Origin of the sequence: Burkholderia sp. NLJ2 (genome assembly GCF_049487195.1) — a bacterium.
GTDB classification, from domain to species: Bacteria; Pseudomonadota; Gammaproteobacteria; order Burkholderiales; family Burkholderiaceae; genus Burkholderia; species Burkholderia pyrrocinia.
The window spans coordinates 1,160,658-1,183,541 of the sequence record NZ_CP137809.1 but is presented as its reverse complement, the minus strand read 5'-3'; the positions used below and the strand labels follow the sequence as shown (position 1 = coordinate 1,183,541).

Annotated in this window: 19 protein-coding genes; 5 read left to right on the top strand and 14 right to left on the bottom strand. The window is 66.4% G+C overall.

The genetic code is table 11. The features are described 5' to 3' along the window. Positions 1-20: 20 nt before the first annotated feature. The 7 genes from R9B84_RS21930 to R9B84_RS21900 form a co-directional block, all read right to left on the bottom strand. Complete coding sequence (locus tag R9B84_RS21930) at positions 21-1,511, bottom strand: M81 family metallopeptidase (RefSeq protein ID WP_423760426.1); 1,491 nt, start codon at positions 1,509-1,511, stop codon at positions 21-23. Continuing rightward, positions 1,508-2,788 (bottom strand): Zn-dependent hydrolase, encoded by a 1,281-nt coding sequence (locus R9B84_RS21925; protein WP_423760425.1) that lies wholly within the window; start codon positions 2,786-2,788, stop codon positions 1,508-1,510. Before R9B84_RS21925 ends, R9B84_RS21930 begins: the two co-directional genes overlap by 4 nt. Positions 2,789-2,822: 34 nt before the next feature. After that, positions 2,823-3,524: an ABC transporter ATP-binding protein gene (locus R9B84_RS21920; protein WP_423760424.1), complete on the bottom strand. Its 702-nt coding sequence runs from the start codon at positions 3,522-3,524 to the stop codon at positions 2,823-2,825. Continuing rightward, positions 3,521-4,288, bottom strand: a complete 768-nt coding sequence (locus R9B84_RS21915; RefSeq protein WP_423760423.1) for an ABC transporter ATP-binding protein — start codon at positions 4,286-4,288, stop codon at positions 3,521-3,523. Before R9B84_RS21915 ends, R9B84_RS21920 begins: the two co-directional genes overlap by 4 nt. Beyond that, on the bottom strand, positions 4,285-5,328 hold the full coding sequence (locus tag R9B84_RS21910; protein WP_423760422.1) for a branched-chain amino acid ABC transporter permease: 1,044 nt from the start codon (positions 5,326-5,328) through the stop codon (positions 4,285-4,287). Before R9B84_RS21910 ends, R9B84_RS21915 begins: the two co-directional genes overlap by 4 nt. Beyond that, positions 5,325-6,185, bottom strand: a complete 861-nt coding sequence (locus R9B84_RS21905; protein WP_059835207.1) for a branched-chain amino acid ABC transporter permease — start codon at positions 6,183-6,185, stop codon at positions 5,325-5,327. The genes R9B84_RS21910 and R9B84_RS21905 overlap by 4 nt, the downstream gene beginning before the upstream one ends. A 69-nt stretch (positions 6,186-6,254) precedes the next feature. Further along, a complete protein-coding gene (locus R9B84_RS21900; protein ID WP_423760421.1) occupies positions 6,255-7,463 on the bottom strand; it encodes an ABC transporter substrate-binding protein in 1,209 nt (402 codons plus the stop codon). A 229-nt stretch (positions 7,464-7,692) separates the two neighbouring features. Between R9B84_RS21900 and R9B84_RS21895 the strand changes: the two genes are divergently transcribed. Continuing rightward, positions 7,693-8,547, top strand: a complete 855-nt coding sequence (locus tag R9B84_RS21895) for a FadR/GntR family transcriptional regulator (protein ID WP_423760420.1) — start codon at positions 7,693-7,695, stop codon at positions 8,545-8,547. Positions 8,548-8,739: 192 nt separating this feature from the next. On the opposite strand, the gene R9B84_RS21890 is transcribed toward R9B84_RS21895, so the two are convergent. From R9B84_RS21890 to R9B84_RS21880, 3 genes are read right to left on the bottom strand one after another with little or no spacing between them, the layout of a single operon-like run. Next, positions 8,740-10,164, bottom strand: coding sequence for an aldehyde dehydrogenase family protein (locus R9B84_RS21890; RefSeq protein ID WP_423760419.1), 1,425 nt, complete (start codon positions 10,162-10,164; stop codon positions 8,740-8,742). Positions 10,165-10,192: 28 nt separating this feature from the next. After that, the gene (locus tag R9B84_RS21885; RefSeq protein ID WP_423760418.1) at positions 10,193-11,590 is read right to left on the bottom strand and encodes an aspartate aminotransferase family protein; all 1,398 of its coding nucleotides are present in this window, start codon (positions 11,588-11,590) and stop codon (positions 10,193-10,195) included. Between the two features lie 50 nt (positions 11,591-11,640). Further along, positions 11,641-13,032, bottom strand: a complete 1,392-nt coding sequence (locus tag R9B84_RS21880) for an APC family permease (RefSeq protein ID WP_423760417.1) — start codon at positions 13,030-13,032, stop codon at positions 11,641-11,643. Between the two features lie 251 nt (positions 13,033-13,283). Between R9B84_RS21880 and R9B84_RS21875 the strand changes: the two genes are divergently transcribed. The 3 genes from R9B84_RS21875 (at position 13,284) to R9B84_RS21865 (ending at position 17,322) form a co-directional block, all read left to right on the top strand. Beyond that, positions 13,284-14,378 (top strand): AraC family transcriptional regulator ligand-binding domain-containing protein, encoded by a 1,095-nt coding sequence (locus R9B84_RS21875; protein ID WP_423760416.1) that lies wholly within the window; start codon positions 13,284-13,286, stop codon positions 14,376-14,378. 325 nt (positions 14,379-14,703) lie between these two features. After that, entirely contained in the window at positions 14,704-17,145 is a 2,442-nt protein-coding gene (locus R9B84_RS21870) for a PEP-utilizing enzyme (RefSeq protein ID WP_423760415.1), read from the top strand. 18 nt (positions 17,146-17,163) lie between these two features. After that, on the top strand, positions 17,164-17,322 hold the full coding sequence (locus R9B84_RS21865; RefSeq protein WP_423760414.1) for a hypothetical protein: 159 nt from the start codon (positions 17,164-17,166) through the stop codon (positions 17,320-17,322). Between the two features lie 33 nt (positions 17,323-17,355). Here R9B84_RS21865 and R9B84_RS21860 read toward each other — a convergent pair whose 3' ends face one another. Then, positions 17,356-17,730: a sugar ABC transporter ATPase gene (locus R9B84_RS21860; RefSeq protein WP_423760413.1), complete on the bottom strand. Its 375-nt coding sequence runs from the start codon at positions 17,728-17,730 to the stop codon at positions 17,356-17,358. Between the two features lie 340 nt (positions 17,731-18,070). Between R9B84_RS21860 and R9B84_RS21855 the strand changes: the two genes are divergently transcribed. Then, the gene (locus R9B84_RS21855; RefSeq protein WP_423761023.1) at positions 18,071-19,048 is read left to right on the top strand and encodes a bifunctional helix-turn-helix transcriptional regulator/GNAT family N-acetyltransferase; all 978 of its coding nucleotides are present in this window, start codon (positions 18,071-18,073) and stop codon (positions 19,046-19,048) included. Between the two features lie 25 nt (positions 19,049-19,073). On the opposite strand, the gene doeB is transcribed toward R9B84_RS21855, so the two are convergent. From doeB to R9B84_RS21840, 3 genes are all read right to left on the bottom strand, one after another. Next, positions 19,074-20,120, bottom strand: coding sequence for a N(2)-acetyl-L-2,4-diaminobutanoate deacetylase DoeB (doeB, locus tag R9B84_RS21850; protein ID WP_423760412.1), 1,047 nt, complete (start codon positions 20,118-20,120; stop codon positions 19,074-19,076). Between the two features lie 262 nt (positions 20,121-20,382). Further along, on the bottom strand, positions 20,383-21,591 hold the full coding sequence (gene doeA / locus R9B84_RS21845) for an ectoine hydrolase DoeA (protein ID WP_423760411.1): 1,209 nt from the start codon (positions 21,589-21,591) through the stop codon (positions 20,383-20,385). Positions 21,592-21,737: 146 nt separating this feature from the next. Next, positions 21,738-22,862, bottom strand: a complete 1,125-nt coding sequence (locus R9B84_RS21840) for a branched-chain amino acid ABC transporter substrate-binding protein (protein WP_423760410.1) — start codon at positions 22,860-22,862, stop codon at positions 21,738-21,740. Positions 22,863-22,884 lie beyond the last annotated feature (22 nt).

The following is a 22,884-nucleotide window of genomic DNA, read 5'->3' as shown; positions in this document are numbered from 1 at the left end:
CCGTTCCGTCAGGCCGCCAGTTACGTGCCCCGCTCCCACCGATCGACGACATCGAGCGGATACACGGGCCGCGCAAGCCGCTCGTAGCGAAACAGCCCGTAGTCCGAGCCCGTCACGCCGCGGCTGTCGCATTCGACCAGCGCGGCTGCGATGGGTACGAACACCGGCCGGCAATACATCCGCGATTTCAGCAGCAGGAAGCGCGCGCGACGCGGATCGACGCCGACGCTCTCGAACACGCCGAGATCCCATGGCTCCTGCGTGCGCTCGGTGACGACGAGCGTCGCCGCGCCGATGTCGAGCACGGCCGTGCGGCCCATGTAGGCGCGTTGCCCCGTGTACGTCGGCCCCGTGATCACGTATTCGCCGTCGGTGAGCGCGCGCACGACACCTGTCGCGCGGAATGGCTCACGCCGCACGCCGCCGTGCGACGGCAGCCGGTTGCCGACCGGCACCGTGACGGTTGCGCCGACGCCCGCATCGATCAACGCCGCGACGGCTTGCGGATCGCACAGCGGCCCGCTGACGATGCCGTCGAGCCCCTGCGCGAGCGCTGCTTCGAGCAGGTCCATCGTGTCGCACGGGCCGCCCGACATGCAGTTGTCGCCGTGATCGAGCATCAGCACCGGGCGATCCGCGCCGCGCGCGAGCGCCGCGGCCTGCGCGACCGATTCCGCGAGCGGCGCGCTGCGGTACACGAACGCGTCGCGCGCATCCCAGATCTGCCGCGCGATGCGCTCGGCCACCGCATCGGCCGCGGCCCGGTCGCCGTCGGCGACCACGACGACGCTGATGCATGGCGCGGGAATATCCGCGAGCGAAAAGCCGGGCAGCACCGATACCGCGAGCATCCCGTCGGCCTCGGCCGCGCGCGCGGCCTCCACCGCGCGCCGCATCGCGCCTTCGGCGCTCGCGCTGAGCAGCGTCGACGTCATCAGCGGCGGTCGCCGCCATGCGAGCACCGGCCGTGCACGACCATGAAGCCGGTCGAGCAGCACGCGCGCCGCGTGCTCGCCCGTCTCGTACATGTCGACGTGCGGATAGGTCTTGAAGCTGACGATCACGTCCGCGTGGTCGATCATCTTCTGCGTGACGTTCGCGTGCAGGTCGAGCGCGACCGCGATCGGCGCGTCGGGCAGCGCCGCGCGCACGCGCGCGAGCAGGTCGCCCTCGCCGTCCGCGCTCTGCTCGGCGACCATCGCGCCGTGCAGGTCGAGCATCACCGCGTCGCAGCCGGGCGCGGCCGCGACGATCGCCTCGCAGATCGCCGCATACGCATCGGCCGCGACGGGCCCGCTCGGGTTCGCGGCCGCCGACACCGGCGTCACGATTTCAGCGCCTTCACGCGCGGCCGCATCGAGGAACGCGGCCATCGCGGTACGCATCCCGTGGTTCGCGCGATACGCGTCGTCGCCCCAGTCGGGGCCGTTGCGGCCGAACGCGGCGAGCGGCGTCGGCACCGGCGAGAACGTGTTGGTCTCGTGGTTCATCCGGGCGATCAGGATCTTCATCGCGCGTCACCTTCCGCGATCCCGGCAGCGCCCAGCATCGCCTGCAGCAGCACGTTGCAGCCGGCTTCCAGATGCACCGGATCGGCGTCCTCGATCTCGTTGTGGCTGATCCCGTCCTTGCACGGCACGAAGATCATCGCGGTCGGCGCAACGCGCGCGAGATACACGGCGTCGTGGCCCGCGCCGCTGATCACGTTCATCGACGACAGCCCGAGCGCGCTCGCGCCGGCGCGAACCTGCTCGACCAGCGTCGTGTCGAACGGCTGCGGCGGGAAGTACACGACCTGCTCGACGTCGATCCGCATGTCGGCCGACGCGCCCAGGTCGGCGCACGTCGCGCGCAGTTGCGCATCCATCGCCGCCAGCGTCGCGTCGTCGGCCGCGCGCAGGTCGACGGTCAGCGTCACGCGGCCCGGAATCACGTTGCGCGAATTCGGATGCACGTCAACCCAGCCGACCGTGCCGCGTCCGTGCGGCGGATGTGCGCACGCGATGCCGTTCACCGCGCGCACGAGATCGGCCGCAACCAGCAGCGCGTCGCGTCGCAACGCCATCGGCGTCGGGCCGGCGTGCGCCTCCATCCCGTGTACGGTCACGTCATACCAGCGCTGCCCGAGCGCACCCTCGACCACGCCGATCGTCGTATCGTGCGCCTCCAGCACCGGCCCCTGCTCGATATGCGCTTCGAAATACGCGCCGACCGGATGCGCATCGCGCCCATCGCCCGCATAACCGATCGCGACCAGCGCGTCGCGTACCGACACGCCATCGCGGTCGCACTGCGCAAGTGCATGGTCGAGCGTGAACGCGCCCGCGAACACGCCGGAGCCCATCATCACGGGCACGAAGCGCGAGCCTTCCTCGTTGGTCCAGACGGCGACCTCGAGCGGCGCACGCGTGCGCACGCCCGCGTCGTCGAGCGTGCGCAGCACTTCGAGGCCCGCGAGCACGCCGTAGTTGCCGTCGAACTTGCCGCCGGTCGGCTGCGTGTCGATATGGCTGCCCGTCGTCACCGGCGGCAGGTCGTCGCGTTCGCCCGCACGCCGCGCGAAGATGTTGCCGATCGCATCGACCCGCACCGTGCAGCCGGTTTCCTTCGCCCATGCGACGAACAGGTCGCGCGCATCGCGATCGAGTTCGGTGAGCGCGAGGCGGCACACGCCCCCCTTGTCGGTCGCGCCGATCCGCGCGAGACGCATCAGGCTGTCGCACAGCCGCGCGCCGTCGACGCGCAAGCCGGACGCCGCGACGGCCGGTGTCGAATCCTGAACTTGCATCGATGGAATTCCTCGCATTGAAAGGGTACGGCGCTTACGCGACGCCGACGCCCAGGTAACGGTCCTTCACCTCGTGATCGGCGGCGAACGCCGCGTTGCTGCCTTCGTAGACGATCACGCCCTGTTCGATCACGAAGTGGCGGTCCGCGAGCTGCGTGCACACTTCGAGGTTCTGTTCGACGAGCAGGATCGCGACGCCGGCCGCCTTGATCCGCTTCAACTGCTCGACGATCTCCTCGACGATCACCGGTGCGAGCCCCTCGACCGGCTCGTCGAGCATCAGCAGCCGCGGGTGGTTCATCAGCGCGCGGCCGATCGCGAGCATCTGCTGTTCCCCGCCCGACAGCTGCGCGCCGCCGTTGCGGCGGCGCTCCTTCAGGCGCGGAAAGATCCGGTAGATGTCGTCGAGCTGCCATGGCGAATCGCGGCGCGCGCCGAGCCGCAGGTTTTCCTCGACCGACAGCAGCCGGAAAATCCCGCGATGCTCGGGCACGAAGCACAAGCCGCGCGCGGCGATCCGGTGCGCGGGCTGCCCGGACACCAGCCGGCCCGCGAACGTCACCGTGCCGCCGCTCGGCGCGACGACGCCCGCGATCGTCTTGAGCGTCGTCGACTTGCCCGCGCCGTTGCGGCCGAGCAGCGTCACCGTCTCGCCTTCGTTCACGTTCAGCGAAAGGCCCTGCAGGACGTGGCTCTTGCCGTAGCAGGCATGGACCTCCTTCACGTCGAGCATCATGCGCGGCCTCCGGTGATCATGTTGCCGAGATACGCACTGCGCACGCGCTCGTCGCCGCGAATCGCGTCAGGCTTGCCCTCGACCAGCACGCGGCCCTGCTGCATCACCGTGATCGTGTCCGAGATGTCCATCACGATTCCCATGTTGTGTTCGATCAGCACGACCGTGTAGTCGTCGCGCAGGCCGCGGATCAGCGCCTTCATGTCGTCGAGATCGTCGATCCCCATGCCCGACGTCGGCTCGTCGAGAAAAATCGCGCGCGGCCGCGCCGCCAGCGCCATCCCGACCTCGAGCCGGCGCTGCTGGCCGTGCGACAGCACGCCGGCCGCCGTGTCGGCGAAGCGCTGCAGGCCGAGCCGCTCGAGCACGTCGTCGACGATTCCGTCGTGCGCGAGCGGGCCGCGCGGCGGCGTCCACGGATTCAGCGCACGCCGCGATTCGACGCCCTGTGCGGCAACCCGCAGGTTCTCGCGCACGCTCAGGTTCGGAAACAGGCTCGTCACCTGGAACGAGCGTGCGATGCCGCGCCGCACGCGCTTGTGATCGGGTTCGCGCGACACGTCGTGACCGTCGAACAGGATCGAGCCCGACGTGATCGGCAGCGTGCCCGTCAGCGTATGGAACAGCGTCGTCTTGCCCGCACCGTTCGGACCGATCACCGAATGCACGGTGCGCGGCATGATCCGCAGATCGACGCCGCCCAGCGCCGTGAACTTGCCGTAGCGCTTGACGACGCCGCGCGCCTCGAGAATCGCTTCGCTCATTGCTGCTCCCTGGCATCAGTCGCCGTGCCTTCGGTGCGCCGCAGCTTCGCCGCGACGCGTTCGCCCAGCCCCCACAAGCCGCGCTGCATGAACAGGCTGACCGCGATCAGCACGAGGCCGAGCAGCAACAGCCAGCGCGGCCACAGCGTCGACAGCCAGTCCGCGAACAGCACGTAGAACGCCGCGCCGAGCACCGACGCGAACAGGTTGCCCGTGCCGCCGATCACCGTCATCACGAGGATCATCTCGCTCGTGTGGTAGTCGATGTTCGACAGCGGCGCGATGCCCGTCATCAACGCGTGCAGCGCACCCGCGAGACCCGTGACCGCGCCCGAGATCACGAACGCCGCGAGCTTGAAGCGCTTCACGTCGTAGCCAGCCGCCGCCGCGCGTGCCTCGTTGTCGCGGATCGCGAGCAGCGTACGGCCGAACACCGAGCGCGACACGCGCAACAGCAGCCAGAACACCGCGACGAACAGCACCGCGACGAAGCCGTAGTAGCGCCACGGCGAATCGAGCGAGACGAGCGGATGCCCGAACGCGGCGAGCGCGGGACGCGGGATGTCGAGCAGCCCGTTGTCGCCGCCCGTGACGTCCGGCGTCGTATAGGCGAGAAAGTAGAACAGCTGCCCGAACGCGAGCGTCAGCATCACGAAGTAGGTGCCGCGCTGCCGGATCGAGAACCAGCCGACGAGCGCCGCCGCGACGGCGCCGAGCACGGCGGCCGAGAGCAGCGCGACGCTCACCGACGCGACGCCGCGCGTCAGCACGAGCCCCGCTGCATAGCTGCCGAGCCCGAAGAAGATGCCCTGCCCGAACGACAGCAGCCCCGTATAGCCGAGTAGCAGGTTGCAGCCGAGCGCGGCGAGCGCGAACACCAGCACCTCGGTCGCGAGCGAGCCCGAGCTCAGTGCGATCGGCAGCACGCACACGACGGCCACCGCGAGCCAGCCCTCCGGGCGTTGCAACGCAGCGCGCAATGCCGGCGCGCGCTGCGAGGCTGCCGCCCCCGGCGGCAGCGGTTTCGACGATTCGATCATGCGGCCCTCCCCAGCAACCCGTTCGGACGCAGCAGCAGCACGGCTGCCATCGCGACGTAGATCATCAATCGCGCGCCTTCCGGCCACAGCGTGCTCATCAGGCTCTGCACGATGCCGACCAGCAGCCCGCCGACCAGCGCCCCGAGAAAATTCCCCATCCCGCCGACGACGACCACGACGAACGCGACGCCGAGCGCCTCGATGCCCATGAACGGATCGACGCCGCGGATCGGCGCGGCAAGCACGCCCGCAAGCGCCGCCGTCGCCGCGCCGAGCGCGAACACGAGGCTGAACACGCGCGTCACGTTGATGCCGAGCAGCGATACCATCTCCGTCGATTCGCTGCCCGCGCGCACCGTACTGCCGAGCCGCGTGCCTTCGAGCACCCACCACAGCAATGCGGCGAGCACGGCAGTGAAGCCGATCACGAACAGCCGGTATTTCGGGTAGACGAAGCCGCCCCAGATCACGACGCCGTTCAGCGCGTCGGGCGGCGGCACGTTGTCGCCGAGCGGGCCCCATGCGAGGATCGCGCACTCTTGCAGCACCAGTGCGAGCCCGACCGTCGCCAGGATGTGGAATTCATGCTGCTGCGCGTACACATGACGCAGCACGAGTTTTTCGACGCCCCATGCGAACGCGCCGACGACGAGCGGCACGACCGCGAGCGCGACCCAGAAATTCGCCGACCATTGCAGCGCCTGGTAGCAGAGATACGCGCCGAGCAGGTAGAACGCGCCGTGAGCGAAATTCACGAAGCGCAGCAGGCCGAACACGATCGACAGGCCGACGGCGAGCAGGAAATACAGCATGCCCACGCCGATGCCGTTGACGATCTGCAGCAGATAGACGTTCATGGCTTCCGTGTCGGAAAGGAAGGTAACGGACGTCCGCGGCGCACGACGGCCGCGGACACATACACTACGTCACGCGAGCTTGCAGCCCGTCTTGTCGACCGGCAGGAACGACTGGCCCGAGCTGACGATGTCGGCATAGTCGTCCGCGCTCTTCATCCTGCCCTTCGGCTTGCCCTTCAGCAGGTAATAGTTCTTCAGCACCTGGTGGTCGGCCTTGCGGATTTCTTCCGGGCCCGTGAGGCCGTCGTACTTCATGCCCTCCATCGCCGCGACGACCTTCTTCGGATCGGCACTGCCGGCCTTCACCATCGCGTCGAGCAGGATCTTCGAGCAGATGTACGAACCCGCGAGGCTGTAGTTCGGGTTCGCCTTGAACACGGCGTTCGTGCGCTTCACCAGGTCGCGGTTCAGCGGCGAATCGATGCCGTGCCAGTACTGCGCGCCGAAATACACGCCGTCGCAGATGTCGGGCCCGAGCGCCTCGAACTGTTCGAGGCCCGATGCCCACGCGAGCAGGATCGTGCAGTTGCGCTTCATCCCGAAGCTGACGGCCTGGCGCAGCGTGTCCGACGATTGCGAGCCGAAGTTCAGGATCAGCAGCACATCCGGCTGCGCGGCCGCCGCGTTCGTCAGGTAACCGCTGAACTCCTTCTCCGCGAGCGAGTGGTAGCTGTTGCCGACATGCTCGATGCCCTTCTCCTTGAAGATCGCTTTCGCGGCCGACAGCAGGCCGTCGCCGAACACGTATTGCGGCGTGATCGTGTACCAGCGCTTCGCCTTCGGCAGCATCTGGATCAACGGGCGCACCGTCTGCTCGATTGCGCCGAAGGTCGGCACCGACCAGCGGAACGTCGCGGCGTTGCAATCCTTGCCGGTGATCTCGTCCGCGCCGGCCGTCGTGATGAACACGCCGTCCGCCTTCTGGATTTCCTTGCCCATCGCCAGCGATTCGGACGACAGGATGCCGCCCGCGAAAAAGCGCACGCCCTTCTGCTGCGCGATCTCCTGCACGCGCCGCACGGCGGTCGCGGGCTTGCCCTCGGTGTCGAGCGCCGTATAGGCAAGCGGCGCGCCGAGCACCTTGCCGTATTGCTTGACGGCGAGCTGCATGCCGAGATCGGCGTACTTGCCGTTGGCGGCGAACGGCCCCGACATCGGCACCGGGCATGCGAGCTGGATGGTCGAACCCTGCGCGAACGCGGCACGGGACGACATGCTGCCGAGCGCACCCGGCACGGCCGACAGTGCGGCCAGTTTCAACAGTTCTCGGCGATTCAAGTTGACGCTCCTGATAAAGGGGGACACACGCGATGCGACCGACTGCCAAACCGTGCCCACGCCCTGCAGGATGCGCGCCTCCGGTTGATCCTATTTATCATGATAAATAGAATGAACCTGATGCTAGAGTTGATCAAAATTGGTGTCAATCAGGCAAAATTCCGTACCCCGCGCCGGAACGGATCGTCGACGATGACGTGGCGCGCAGTCAGACAAAGGAGTCGTGAAGATGGTCATGGACCGAGCCAGGGCGGGCCTCGCGGTCGAAATCAAGCAGCCGAAGCGGGCCGACCTCGTCGCCGAGGAGATCAAGCGGCTGATCACCGAGAAGGACCTGAAGCCGGGCGACCGCCTGCCGCGCGAAGCCGAGCTGCAGCAGCTCTATGCCGTCAGCAAGAGCACGATCCGCGAGGCGCTGAAGTCGCTCGAGGTGCAGGGGCTCATCAAGGTCACGACGGGGCCGTCGGGCGGCGGGATGGTCGTCGAGGTGCCGCTCGACCGCACGCTGCAGCTCCTGCAGAACTACCTGTTCTTCAAGGACGTGACGATCGACGACATCTATACGGTGCGAAAGCTGCTCGAACCCGAGCTGGCGGCGGGCGCCGTGCCGCACCTGACCGAGCGCGACTTCGCGGCGCTGGAGTCGAACATCGCGTGTTGCGACGGCGCGTCGGGCGTGCACGACCGCGGCCACATGCTGCGCCAGCGGCAGGAGGACACGACGTTCCACGACATCCTCGCGGCCGCGAACCCGAACCCGTTCCTGCGATTCAGCTGCGAGCTGATCAACGAGATGATCCGGCAGTTGATCGAATTCCGAAACGATACGCCGCTCGTCGAGCACAAGCGCTTCGGCGAAGCGAACGTGTCGATCCACAAGGCGATCCTGCAGGCGGCACGCGAGCGCGATGCCGAGCGCGTCCGTGCGCTGATGGTCGAGCACATGACCGAGGCGCCCAAGCATGTGAAGCGGATGAAAGGCAAGCTGCGCGGGCGCCTGATCCTCGACTCGGAGATCCGCAGGCGGGCCGCCGCTCACGTTGCGGGATCCGATGCGGCTGCAACGGATCCCGAAGAGGGCTGATCGTCGGCAAACGCGGCGTTGATTCAAGGCCGACCGCTTCGCGGCGGCCTGGATACCGCTACCGCGCGATGAATGCCGATGACGCTCCGCTCCGGGCCGTAGCGGCCGAACGCCACGAGCGGCGTCGGCACCGGCTGGAACGTATTCGTCTCGTGGTGCCCCCGGGCGATCGGGGTCTTCAGCGCGCGCCGCTCAAGCGTACCCCGTCGTGCCCTTCGTCTCCAGATACTCGACGAGGCCGAACTCCGCATACTCGCGCCCGTTGCCCGAGCGCTTGTAGCCGCCGAACGGCGCGGCCGGGTTCCATACCGGGTAGTTGATATGGACATTGCCGACGCGCAGCCGCGCCGCGATCCGGCGCGCGCGTTCGAGATCCTTCGACTGCACGTAGGCCGCGAGCCCGTACACCGACTCGTTCGCGAGCGCGACGGCCTCGTCCTCGGTCCGGTAGGTCATGATCGACAGCACCGGCCCGAAGATTTCCTCGGTCGCAATCGTCATGTGCGGCGCGACGTTCGAGAACACCGTCGGCCGCGCGTAGAAGCCGTCGCCGAGCCCGTCCGGCCGCCCGGGGCCGCCGGCGACGAGCGTCGCGCCCTCTTCGATCCCGAGCCGGATGAAGTGCTGGATGCGGTCGAACTGCGTGCGGCTGACCACCGGCCCGATGCCCGTCTCCGGCGAACGCGGATCGCCGACGACGGTACGCTCCGCCTCGCGGCGCGCGGCCTGCTCGGCCAGCGCCAGATGATCGGCATGCACGAGCATGCGCGTCGGCGCATTGCACGACTGGCCGCTGTTGCTGAAGCAGCTGCGTACGCCGCGCGTGACCGCATCGTCGATATCGGCGTCGGGCAGGATCAGGTTCGGGCTCTTGCTGCCGAGCTCCTGGTGCACGCGCTTCACCGTATCGGCGGCCGCCTTCGCGACCTCGACGCCCGCGCGTGTCGAGCCCGTGAACGACACCATGTCGACATCCGGGTGCCGCGACAGCGCGTCGCCCACTTCATGCCCGTAACCGTGCACGAGGTTGAACACGCCGGGCGGCACGCCGGCTTCGTGCAGGATCTCCGCGAACAGGATCGCGCTGAACGGCGCGATCTCGCTCGGCTTGAGCACCATCGTGCAGCCGGCCGCGAGCGCCGGCGCGACCTTGCACACGATCTGGTTGATCGGCCAGTTCCACGGCGTGATCAGCGCGCATACGCCGATCGGCTCGTGCGACACCAGCAGCGAATCAGTCTGCGTGCTGAAGCGGAACGACTGCAGCGCGCGGATCGTCTGCTCGAGGTGTGCGGTGCCGACCGCGGCCTGCATCGCGCGCGCGAACGCGATCGGCGCGCCCATCTCCTGGCTGATCGTTTGCGCGACTTCTTCGTACCGGCGTCGATAGATCTCGAGCACGCGCTGCAGCAGCGCGACGCGCTCGGCCACCGACCAGCGCGAGTACGTGTCGAAGGCCTGCTTCGCGGCATCGACCGCGCGGTCGACGTCGGCCGCGCCGCCGATCCTGAGCTGCGCATACGGCCGCGCGGTGGCCGGGTCGATCACGTCGATCGACCGCGCATCGATCGGATCGAGCCACTGGCCATCGATATAGGACTGTTGTGACGTTCGCATCGAATGCTCCTGTTATGAGGATGCCGGCTCAGCGCATCGCACGCGCATAGGTGTCGACGAGGATGTCGCGAATCTGCGCGACGAACCACACGATCTCGTCGCGCGACATCACGAGCGGCGGCGAGAACTGCACGATCGGCGTGCCTTCGTGATCGACGCCCGCACGGCACAGCAGCCCCGCGTCGAAGATCGCGGGCGCGAGCAGCGTCGACACGAACGCCTGCGCGCTGATGCCCGCCGCCCAGCGGCGCGCGACTTTGTCGGTCACGAGTTCGAGCGAGTAGTGGTAGCCGTCGCCGCGCACGTCGCCGACGCACGGCAGTTCGAGCAGGCCGTCGAGCGTCTGGCGGAACACCGCTTCGTTGGTGCGGACGTTCTCGAGCACGCCTTCGCGTTCCATGATCGCGAGGTTCGCGAGCGCGGCCGTGCATGCGACCGGATGGCCGCCGTACGTCGCGCCGTGCAGGAACATTTGCTGCGGGCCGTCGAGCACCGTGTCGACGACCGCGTCGCTCGCGATCACGCCGCCGAGCGGCACATAGCCCGACGCGATGCCTTTCGCGAACGTGATGATGTCCGGCTTCAGTCCGTAGCGCGCCGACCCGAAATATTCGCCGAGCCGCCCGAACCCGCAGATCACTTCATCCGCGACGAGCAGCACGCCGTGCCGGTCGCAGATATCGCGCAGCCCGGCCGCGTAGCCCGCCGGCGGCGTCAGGCTGCCGCCCGCGTTCTGCAGCGGCTCGACGACGATCGCGGCGACCGTGTCCGGCCCTTCCTGCACGATCAGCGATTCGATCTCGTCGAGCAGGTGACGCGTGAACTGCGCTTCCGTCTCGCCCGCCGGGCGGCCGTAGCGCTTCGTGTTGCCGACATGTCGCACGCCCGACATCAGCGGCTCGAAATGCTTGCGGAAGTTCGTCATTCCGTTCAGCGCGAGCGCGCCGAACGACGTGCCGTGATACGCGACGCGCCGCGCGATGAACTTGCGCCGCTGCGGCTCGCCGCGCGACTGGTGATACTGGCGCACCAGCTTGATCGCCGATTCGTTCGACTCCGAGCCGCTCGACGTGAAGAACACGCGGTTCAGGCCGTCCGGCGCGAGCGCCGCGAGCTTGTGCGCGAGCCGGATCGCCGGTTCGTGCCCATAACCCCAGTTGGTTGCGAACGGCAGCCGGACCATCTGCTCGCGGATCGCATCGCCGATCTCCGCGCCGTGGTTGTAGCCGACCTGCACGCAGTACAGCCCGGCCAGCGCATCGAAATAACGCTTGCCGTTGCGGTCGACGAGCCAGCAGCCTTCGCCGCGGTCGAACACGGTCAGCGCGTGGTCGCGATACGCATCGGCATGCGTGAAGTGCATCAGCAGGTGGCGCTTGCCGAGCGCCTGCAGGTCCGCATCGAGATTGACGTCAACAGCGTTCATGGGTCGTTCCTCCTTCAGGGTTTCAAAACCGGCAGTGCGCGGCCAGTCATTCAATTCATCGACAGCGTCGGCGCGGGGCGCGTGAAGCCGCGCGTCAGCCACACGAGCTGGCAGAGCCCGAGCGCGAGCCAGCCGATGCCGACGTAGAACGTCTGGCGCGACAGTCCCGACCAGAGCCACACGTTCATTGCGAAACCCATTGCAGGCATCACGCCGAACGTGATCCAGCCCGCGACATGGCGGTGCTCGGGCCGGCACAGATAGCTGCGCATCACGCACAGGTTCACGATCGCGAACGCGACGAGCGCACCGAAGCTGATCATCGTCGACGCGAGATCGAGCGAGATGAACAACGCGGACAGCGACACCACGCCGACCGCGAGCGTCGCGCGCACCGGCGTGCGCAGCCGCGCATGCAGGTGGCCGAACACGCGCTCGGGCAGCACCTGGTCGCGGCCCATCGCGAACAGCACGCGCGTCACGCTCGCCTGCCCGGCCATCGCGCTCGCGAAGCAGCCGGCCACGTACACCGCGACGAACAGCGCCGACAGCGTGCCGCCGCCGATGCGCCGCATCAGGTCGATGCTGGCCGAATCGAGATCCTTGAATGCGTGCCAGTCGGGGAACACCACTTGCCCGATGTATGCGATCAGCATGAACAGCAGGCCGCTCGCCAGCGTGCAGAGCAGAATCGCGCGCGGGACCGTGCGCCGCGGCTCACGCGTTTCCTCGGACAGCGTGGTGACCGCATCGAAGCCGAGAAACGACAGGCACAGGATCGCGGACCCGGCGAAGATCGCGCGCGCATCGCCCGACGACGGCAACGCGACGGCCATCGACAGTCCTTCGCCGCTCGCCACCCGCGCCGATGCGACGACGAAGATCGCGATGAACACGAGTTGGCTCGCGATCAGGATCAGGTTCACGCGATTGACGAGCCGGATGCCGACGATGTTCAGCCCGGTGATCAGCGCGATGCTCGCGACGATCCACACGCTGGCCGGCACCGCCGGAAAAATCTGCTTCATGTAGATGCCGATCGCGAGGTAGCTGATCATCGGGATGAACAGGTAATCCATCAGCAACGCCCAGCCGACCATGAAGCCGGCCGACGTGCCGAAGTTGCGGCTCGCGAACGTATAGGCCGACCCGGCGCTCGGCATCAGCCGCGCCATGTGGCCGTAGCTGCGCGCGGTGAACAGCATCGCGACCAGCGTGACCGCATACGCGGCCGTCAGGTGCCCGTTCGTCTCGCTCGTGACGATCCCGTAGGTCGTGAACACCGTCATCGGCAGCATGTACGCGAGGCCGAAGATCACCAGCGTCGACAGTCCGAGCAGATGCGGCTTGCGGCGTCCGTCCGCGTCGTCTCGATGCACGCGCGGCCCGATGTCATTCATCGCGGCGACTGATGCGGATCGACCTGGCCTGTCGTTGTCCATGCTGTCCTCACGTGGGTGGCTTCCATGACTTCAACGCTCGTTCGCGCGGTACTGCCGGCGTGTCACGATTCGAAGAAAGTGTGGTGCGCCAAAAAATCGAGGACGAATGAGAAAAGCGGACGTAATCGGGGGATATTTCCGGACGTGTTGCCGCGCATCGCGCCGCCCGGTCGTCAAGGATGCTGTGCCGCACTGGCGTTTTGCGGACATTCCGGCTATGTTCTACACGAACCCGTCGCCCCGTCAGCACCATGGATAGCAGGTCTCATCGAAACCAGAGCAGGGCCGAGCACAGCCTGCGTTCGTCGCTCGGCCTCGCGCGTCCGGCCGGACGCCAGGAAGACATTCCGGCCACCGTCCACGCGATCGCGGTCGCGCTGGACGAGTGCCGCGTGCGGCATATCGACAGCGCCGCGCTGCTCGAAGGCACGGGTCTCGGCGCGGACGAAGTCGCGTCGCCGAACCTGCACGTGAATCGCGGCCAGGAACAGCGCTGTTTCAGCAACCTGCTGCGCTGCAGCGGCGTGCCGTCGATCGGGCTGTCGATCGGCGCGCGACTGCATGTGTCGACGCTCGGGCTCGCCGGTTACGCGATGCTGATCAGCGGCTCCGTGATGCAGGCGTTCCGCTGCATGAGCCAGTTTCCGCTGTTCATGGGGCTGTACTTCGATGTGCGTATCGACGCGCACGCGGACGGCATGAGCGTGACGATCGGCCGCTACAACGGCGAACCCGATCTCGAGGTGTTTCAGGTCGACATGTGCCTGGCCAGCCTGCGCCTGATCGTGTCCGATCTCGTCGGCAAGCCGGTCTGGCCCGAGCAGTTGCAGCTCGCGCGCCGCACGCCGCGCAACGCGGCCGACTACACGCGTCACTTCGGCTGCAAGGTCGCGTTCAATGCGGGCGACAACCGTCTCGTGTTCACGTCCGTGAACGGCACGGAAGCGCCGCGTCTCGCGAACGAAGTCAGCTTCAATGCACTGCACGGCCAGTGCGAGGCACTCGAACGGCAGTGGGCCGCGTCGGTCGGCACGCGCTTCGCCGATCGCGCGAAGGAGCTGATGGCGCGCGACCTCGCGCGCTTCAAGTCGATGACGGCGCTCGCGGACGCACTGCACCTGACGGAGCGCACGCTGCGCAGACGGCTCGACAAGGACGGCATCACGTTTCAGTCGCTGCTCGATGAAGTGCGCCACGACGAAGCGGTGCGGATGCTCGACGATCACACGCTGACAGTTGCGGCGATCGCCGAACGTCTCGGCTACAGCGAACCGCGCAGCTTCCGTCACGCGTATCGGCGCTGGACGGGCAAGACACCGCGCGCCGAGTCGGACAGGGATGCGTGAGCCGGACCGGTTATGGCTTCATTGCCGGCATCAGGACTTTTTGCACACCTAATCCATGACCAGCGTCTGAATGGAATCGGGCCGACATTTCGGTCAATCGACAACCCGGAAACGCGTATTGATCGCTTGTCGAAAAATCCGAAACCCGGGATGAATATCGCATTGAATCGACTCGCGTAGAATGCCCGCAACAATCAACCCGAACGGGGCCACGCTCGAATTCCGCCCGCACCGGCGCAATGCGAAAGCAACCCGTGGCATCCGCTGACGTTGCGGCGCAATCGGCCGAGCGTAACCGCGACGATCGTCGACCGACGAAGCCTCCATGAGTAAACCGATCCTGTACCTCCTCGCCGGCAACGGCAGCGCGGCCGACTGGTGGGACGATGCACTGCCCCACTTCCGGCGCTACCGACCCGTGCCGCTGGAGCTGCCGGGTTTTGGCGACAACCCCGCGCCGCCGTGCGAAGACCTCGCCGCCTACGCGCAAGCGCTGCTGGACGCGACCGAGCCGGGCCACGCGATCATGGCGGTCGGCGTGAATGCGCTGCTGGTGCTGCACGCGTTGCAGCGGCGCCCCGGCCACTTCAGCCGCAGCGTGCTGCTCGCGCCCGTCGGTGCATTCCTGTGGGAACGGCGCCTGCCAAAACTGATGGCGCCGAAGCCGCTGCGCAAGACCATCCACTGGCTGCTCGCGCACTACCCGACGCTGTTCGCACGCAAGTTCTCGAACCAGGCCTGGACGCGCGCGCAGTACCGCCGCATGGGCGCCGGCTACGCGCGCTGCCGCGCGTTCCTGCCGCACTGGGATCTCGTGCGCGCCGATACCGCGCTGCCGCTGCTCGAATGGGTTACCGATCGCATCGAACTCGTGTGGGGCGACCAGGACAACGTGCTCGGCGTGCGCCAGGCCGCTGCGTGGTCGGCCATCCTTGCGCGCGCCGATCTCACCGTCACGCTGCAGGCTGGCTGGGGACACTATCCGTGGATCGATGCGCCGGCAACCTTCGCGCAGTGGCTCGAAGCAGGCGACATGGGCTTCGTCGCGCACACGAAAGGCGGACGCCTGACGCTGGCCACGATGGCCGGGCTGCCGGTGCCGCCCGCGCTGTCGCTGACCCGCGCCGACGACCCGCGCCTGCCCGGTTTTCTCGCGAGCCAGCCCGATGCCGAGTGGGCGATCCGCTCGTCGAGTCATGGCGAAGACCAGGCCGATGCGGCCAATGCCGGCCTGCACACGACGTTCCTGCGCGTACCGGCGTCGCAGGCGGCCGCGCGCGTGGCCGAGCTGCTCGACGGCGGGCTCGAGGAAGCGGTCGTGCAGCGCTTCGTCACGCCCGTGCTGTCCGGCATCGCGTTCGTGCGTCATCTCGCGGTCGAAGTCGAATGGGTGCAGGGCCACCTCGAAACGCTCGCCGACGGACAGGCGAGCCCGCAGCGCGCGATCCTGTCGCGGCTCGGCGAGCCTTGGCAGAGCGGCACGTTCCCGACCGCGCACGGGTTGAGCGCGACGCAACTATGGACCTTCCTGCAACGCGTGCTGCGCGCGTTCCATTACGTGCCGGGCGATGTCGAATGGGCATGGGATGGCACGCGACTGTGGCTGCTGCAGTACCGTCCGATCAGCAGCTACGGCTGGCACCGGCACCTGACCTCGGCCAACATCGCCGAGATCCTGCCGCCGCAGCCGAGCCGGCTGGTCGAGTATGCGCAACGCCGCGCGGCCGGCAGCATCCCGGCCATCATGGCGCGCTGGGATACACGCGTGCTGCGCGACAACGAACCGTTCACCGCGCTCTATGGCGGCGCGTCGTACATCAACAATGACCTGTTCCTGGCGCGACTGGCCGACTGGGGCGTATCGGCCGGCAACTACAGCGGCGAGATCGGCGGCGCGACGCCGCCGCTACGCTGGCGACCGCTGCGCCTGCTGCGTTCGCTGCCGGTGTTCTGGCGCATGCTGCGCGTCGCGCGCGGGCATCTGCCGACGCTCGAGCGCGGCTTGCGGCGCTTCGACCGGGAACTCGCAACGCTCGTCGAGCAGCGCGCCGACGGCCGGCAACTGGCCGACTGGTTCACGCGCTTCTACGTGTTCGTCGTGCAGGGCAACCTGTGCATCGCGGCATCGCTCGCCAGCAGCGGCGGCGCACTGTGGGGGCGCCCGCCGACCGTATATGGCCGGCTCGACGACAGCCCGCACCGCTTGCCGTGGGAAACCGATCCGGGCACCGCGCGGCCGGCGGCCACGGACCTGCCGCTGCAGGCGTTTCCCGACTGGCCGCTGCCGGTCCGCGTGCTCCACACGCTCGGCGCACCGGGCATGCGCGGCTGGTATCTGCAGGTGCGCGAGTGGTATCGCGACAACCTGATGCGCGTGTTCTTCCGCCTGCATCATGCGATGCCGGCCGCCGATCGCGACGCGTGGTTCGCGCCCCATCCCGAGCGCCGCGAACGCAACGGCAGTTTCTGGCAGGACGGCAGCGAAGGCACCGACGAGGCGACCGGCTTCATGATCTATCCGGGCGACACGCAGGGCGTGCTCGGCCACGACATCCTGCTGGAAGACACGCTCGACCCCGGCCGGCACGCGCAGTATCAGGCCGCGCGCGCCGTGATCGCGCGGATGGGCGGCCGGCTGTCGCACGGCGCGACGCTGCTGCGCGAACTGCGCAAGCCGTCGGCCGTGCTGCCGCGCGTCGACGCGGCGTGGGTCGGGCGCGAAGTGCGGCTCAGCGACGGCCGGCTGACGCTGGTCGAACAAGCGTAGCGCGCGCCGCCCGCCGTCGTGTTGAAGGGGTTGGCGCCGGACGCACTGGAACAGGCGATTGCGGGGATGGAAGCGCTGTCGCGGAACGGGCTGCGCTACCCGCTCGCGCAGTACGGCATCCCGCAGGACGTGCGCGCGGGAATGGAAGTCAGCTATCCGAAACGACGTGACGCGTGACGCGTCGCGGCTGACGAAAGCCGGAATCGACGCTCAGCGCTGCGGCGTGCGGACTTTTCCGTCGACCTTCAATATGCGCCGGTCGTGCGCGGCCTCGTATTCGACCGTCTGCGCGGGCGTGACGGCGCCGTACGACCGGCCGTTCACATAAACGGTGCCGTCCCGCAGTTCGACCCGATCTCCGTCGACCGTCGCGGTGGCCCGCTCACCCTGCAACACCGCGCCCGAGCAACCGGCGGTCGAAAAGCTGCGGACCGACGTGCCCGGCGTCGGGGCGTTCCCGCCCTGGTCCGCCGCATGCGCCGCGCTGCAGGGTGGCGCATCCATGCTGCCGGCAGCGTGGAGCGATCCGCCACTGATGCCGCATCCGGCAAGCAACGCAATCGTCATCGGCAACAGCTTGTTCATGGTGGTCTCCGTGGTCCGTAGACCTGGATCGACAACGATGCATCATGTCCGGTTAATGGCCCGCGGTTGCGCAACCGGATCGACGATCGGTCGCCCCCCCTGCCCGCAGGTCGACCAGATGCGCCAAGTATGCCTCCACGTCACGGCACTCCGCCATCCGCCATCCGCGTCATACCACGCACGACCCAAAACTGCCGGCTCGTTCAGGCCCCTTGAGCGGCTTCGACGCCTCCCCCCGAAGGCGACTCAGGTGCCACCGCTTCACCGAAAATCCGCCTTGATCAAGTTGCGACCCGCAACTATTATTGATTGCGACACGCAACCTTTTCGGGCAGACACCATGGATCTCATCGACGCTCCCGCCAAGCCTCGCGAAGCGACCATCCTCGAGCTTCGCGACTTCTCCCGCAAACTGGTTCGCGAGCTCGGCTTCATGCGCGCCACGCTGGCCGACAGCGACTGGGCGCCATCGGCCGTCCACGCGATCCTCGAGATCGGGATGGCGCCCGGCATCAACGCCAGGGATCTCGGCAATATCCTGCGCCTGGACAAATCGAACACGAGCCGGCAACTCGCGCGGCTCGAAGCCGCCGGTATCGTGGAGCGCCGCGTGTCGAGCGAGGATGCGCGCGCGACCGAGCTGACCCTCACCGCCGAAGGCAAAAAGCTCCGGAAACGAATCGACCAGTTCGCGACGGACCAGGTGTCGAATGCGCTGCGTCGCATGATTCCGGCCGACCAGCAGGCGCTGCTGCGTTCGCTCGCACTGTATGCCGATGCGCTCGCGCAAGACAACGCCGCCAAGGCGCCCGCTACGGCGCCCGATGCGCCGCAGATTCGCGAAGGCTACCAACCGGGCTGCATCGGCGACATCGCGAGCCTCCACGCGCGCTTCTATGCGGAGCACTGGGGGTTCGGCGCCTTTTTCGAAAAGCGCGTCGCAACCGAGCTTGCCGAGTTCGCGGGCGCGCTGCCGGCCGACGGCAAGGCGCTTTGGCTCTGCCAGGAAGACGGGCGGACGCTCGCGTCGCTCGCAATCGACGGAGACACGGCGACCGGCGTCGCGCATCTGCGCTGGTTCATCGTGAACGACGCGTTGCGCGGGTCGGGCATCGGGCGCCAACTCATGACGCAAGCCATGCGCTTCGTCGATGAGCGGCGGTTTCGCGAGACTTACCTGTGGACGTTCAAGGGCCTCGATTCGGCGCGCCATCTGTACGAGTCGTTCGGCTTTACGCTGACCAGCGAGTCCGCGGGCACGCATTGGGGAACCGAGGTGGTCGAGCAGCGTTTCAGCCGGCTCGCGCCAGGGTGCTGATTTTCAACGGCGGTTTGCGCTCAGGCTACGCTTGAGCACCTGATCGGACACCTCCCACCGGCATGTCGCGCTCGACTACGGCTGCAACGACCGCGATCGTGTCGCCGATCTTTACGAGTCCGGGAAAATGCCGTGCCGCCACGATCCCATCCCGCCCGGCCCGGTACTCCACCGGCGGAACGCCGGTCCGACCCGTGTGATAAATGCGAGCCAGGATGTCACCGCACGCAACCGTATCGCCAAGGTCGCGGCTCATCTCCAGCAGGCCGTCGTGCTCGCTGGTCGTGTAACACGATCCGTCCGGCATATCGAGGAGTGTCGTCGTGCGCATGTCCTTACCCGATTCCCCATCACCCTCGAGAACGCCCGCACAGCGCAAAAAGCCACGCACGCCCCGGTCGGCAATAGCCACGCTTTTCGCAGTCGATGCACCGCCGCCGCCGAGTTCTGTCGACACGAACACCTTGCCGGCCTCTTCGACTGCGGTGTCAAACATCCCGACACTGTCAAGTTCAAGAAGCCGCATCGAATATGGGGCCCCGAATGCGTGCATCGCGGCTTCGCAGCGTGCCTGCTGCGCCTTGTCTTCGAGCACGTGAATCGCTGCAAAAGGCACGAAATCGAGCGTGCGCCCGCCAGCATGAATATCGAGCACGTAATCGGCAAGCGGGAGCAAATAGCGCTGAAAGTAGTCGGCGATTTTCTCCGTTACCGTGCCGTCAGGCTTGCCGGGAAAACTGCGGTTCAGGTTCCCCGCGTCGATCGGCGACGTACGTGTACCAGCCCGAAATGCCGGATAGTTCATGAACGGTACGATAATGACTCGCCCGCAAACGTCTCGCGCCTGAAGCTCGCTTGCCAGCTTTGCCAACGCAACCGGACCTTCGTATTCGTCACCATGGTTACCGCCCGTGAGAAGGACGGTTGGTCCTGTGCCCCGCTTCACGACCGTGACCGGGATCATGACTGCACCCCACGCGGAATCGTCTCGTGAGTACGGCAGCCTCAAGAACCCATGTTGCTCGCCATCGGCGTTGAAATCCACAGTGGGGGTAATTGGCGAAGCCCGCATCGGGTTGCTCCTTGATCAAACGTTTGTACGGCGTCTTACGGTAGATCGAGACTCCGTAGACGGTAAGTTGAATGCTGTGCGAAATGGCACGCTTCCGGCTTGCAGCGTTATTCAACGAACACAAGGTGCCTGGATACCGTTGCATCGACGGTGCCCGGGCGGCCCTCGTTCGCACAGCAGTCGACTCACGATGCTGGGGGAAGTCGATGGGGCGTGAATAGCCCCATCGACTTCCCCCAAGCACGCGTCAACCCGGAATAAATCAGTCCTTGACGAAGAGCTTTCGCGGAACATCGCACAGACAGGACGAGCCTGTCGGCGTAATTACGATGCTCTCGGTAATTTCCAGCCCCCAGTCCTCGAACCACAGGCCCGGCATGAAGTGGAAGGTCATGCCGGGTTCCAGCACTGTTTTATCCCCGACGCGCAGGCTCGTCGTGCGCTCGCCCCAGTCCGGGGGATAGCTCATCCCGATCGGATATCCAACGCGCCCGCCCTTCTGAATGCCATGCCGGTTCATTACGGCAAAGAAGGCTTTTGCGATGTCCTCGCACGTATTCCCCGGCTTGGCTGCGTCAAGCCCGGCCTCAATGCCTTCGAGCACCGCCTTTTCTGCGTCCAGGAATTTCTGCGGAGGCCGGCCGATATAGACCGTTCGCGACAGCGGGCAGTGGTATCTCCTGTACACCCCGGCAATTTCGAAGAAGGTACCTGCACCGCGCTCGAACTTCGCATCGTCCCACGTCAAGTGCGGAGTGGCAGCTTCGATTCCGGTCGGCACGAGCGGCACAATCGACGGATAGTCTCCACCGAAATCGTCGACCCCGCGAATCGCCGTCGCATAAATTTCGGCGACCAGATCGTTCTTGCGCACCCCCGGTTCGATCAAATCGAGGATTCGAGCGTACATCTTCTCCAGGATGCGCCCGCCGATCCGCATGTATTCGAGCTCCGTTTCCGACTTGACCGCCCGTTGACGGTTAACCAGTCCCGTCGCGTCCAGCCATGTATTCCTCGGAAGATTCTGCTGCAGCGCCGCCAGCGAGGCCGCGGAAAAGTAAAAGCTGTCCATTTCAAGCCCAACAGCCAAACCTTCCCACTGACGCTTCGCAATCACCTCTCGGGCAAAGTATTCCATCGGATGCAAGTCACGCTGGACATACTCCTCCGGATACGCGACCAGTGAAGAATCGGTCATGTAGGTGGTCGCTTTGGCGCCGTTCAGATCGATCCCTCGACCGAACCAGACGGGTTCGCTATCCATCGACACAACCACACACTGATGGTTGTAGAACGAATAGCCGTCGTACCCCGAGAGCCAACCGATGTTGGCGGGGTCGGCAACGATCAGCAAGTCCATGCCAATCGCGGCCATCGCGGCGCGCACTTTTGCCAAGCGAGCCAAATATTCCGTGCGATCGAAATACTTCCGAAGTTTTGGAAATCCGGCGCCGCCAGAGATCTCGCTCATTGATAAACCCTCATAAGAATTCATTCGTCGCCTCGATATTCGCCACCGAAAAACCGACTGCGCGAACGCCCCCTCCTCATGCCATGCTTCAGGATTGACAACCAATGTCCGGGAGTGCGTCCCTCCCCCCTCGCGGACAGGACCACTTACATCGTCACTTGATCGGCGAACGTCTTCTTTCCGCCTTGATACCGGAAGATCGAGATCACGCCGTTCCGAAGGTCTCCCTTCGCATCGAACCTGATTTGCCCCGTGACACCCTGGTAATCCGTGGCCGGCATCGCACTCGTAATCTTGGCAGCGTCGGTCGAATTCGCGCGACGCATCGCGTCAACGATCATATACACGGCGTCGTACGTGAACGGTGCGTAGATCTCCATGCCGTGCCCAAAGCGCTTTTGATACTTGGCCTTGAACGCACCGCCGCCCGGCATCTTCTCAGGCGCCGTGCCCGGTTGAGAGCACACGACGCGGTCAACCGCGCTCCCTGCCAGTGCGCCCAGCCGGTCGGAGCATACGCCGTCGCCGGAAAGAATCGTCGCGCTCAACCCCAGTTGCGCCGACTGTTTCGTGAACGGCCCGCCCGTTGCGTCGAGTCCGCCGAACATGATTGCATCAGGTTTCTCACCCTTGATCTTCGTCAGAATCGAGCGAAAATCGACGGCCTTATCGTTGGTTGCGTCTCTAGACAGCACGGCGATACCGAGACCTTTAGCGGCCTTCTCGAACTCGTCAGCCAAGCCCTGGCCATACGCCGTCGCATCGTCTACGATCGCGACCGTCTTGATATTCAACGCCTTGCTTGCATAGTTTGCCAGCGCGGGACCTTGTTGCGCGTCGGTCGCCACCAGGCGGAAGACGTCCTTGAAGCCCTGTCGCGTCAGCGCAGGATTGGTCGCCGACGGCGTAATCATCGTGATTCCGGCATCGCTGTAGATTTTCGATGCCGGAATGGTCGTACCGGACTCCATGTGGCCGACGACCGCCACGACCTTTTCGTCGACGAGTTTCTGCGCCACCTGAGTCGCCGTTCTCGGGTCTGCACCGTCGTCTTCGCTGTCGAGCTTCAGGATGACCTTCTTGCCTCCGATGACGAGACCTTTCGCATTGATCTCCTCGACCGCGAGCCTCGCACCGTTCTCGTTATCCTTGCCCAACTGAGCGACCGGCCCGGTCAAGGGAGCGACGTGGCCAATCACTACGGTTTCATCGGCCAGCGCCGGTGACGAATAAATCGCTGCGATGGCGGACGACGCCAGCGAAAGTGCCATGACGCACGAAATGGATTCGATT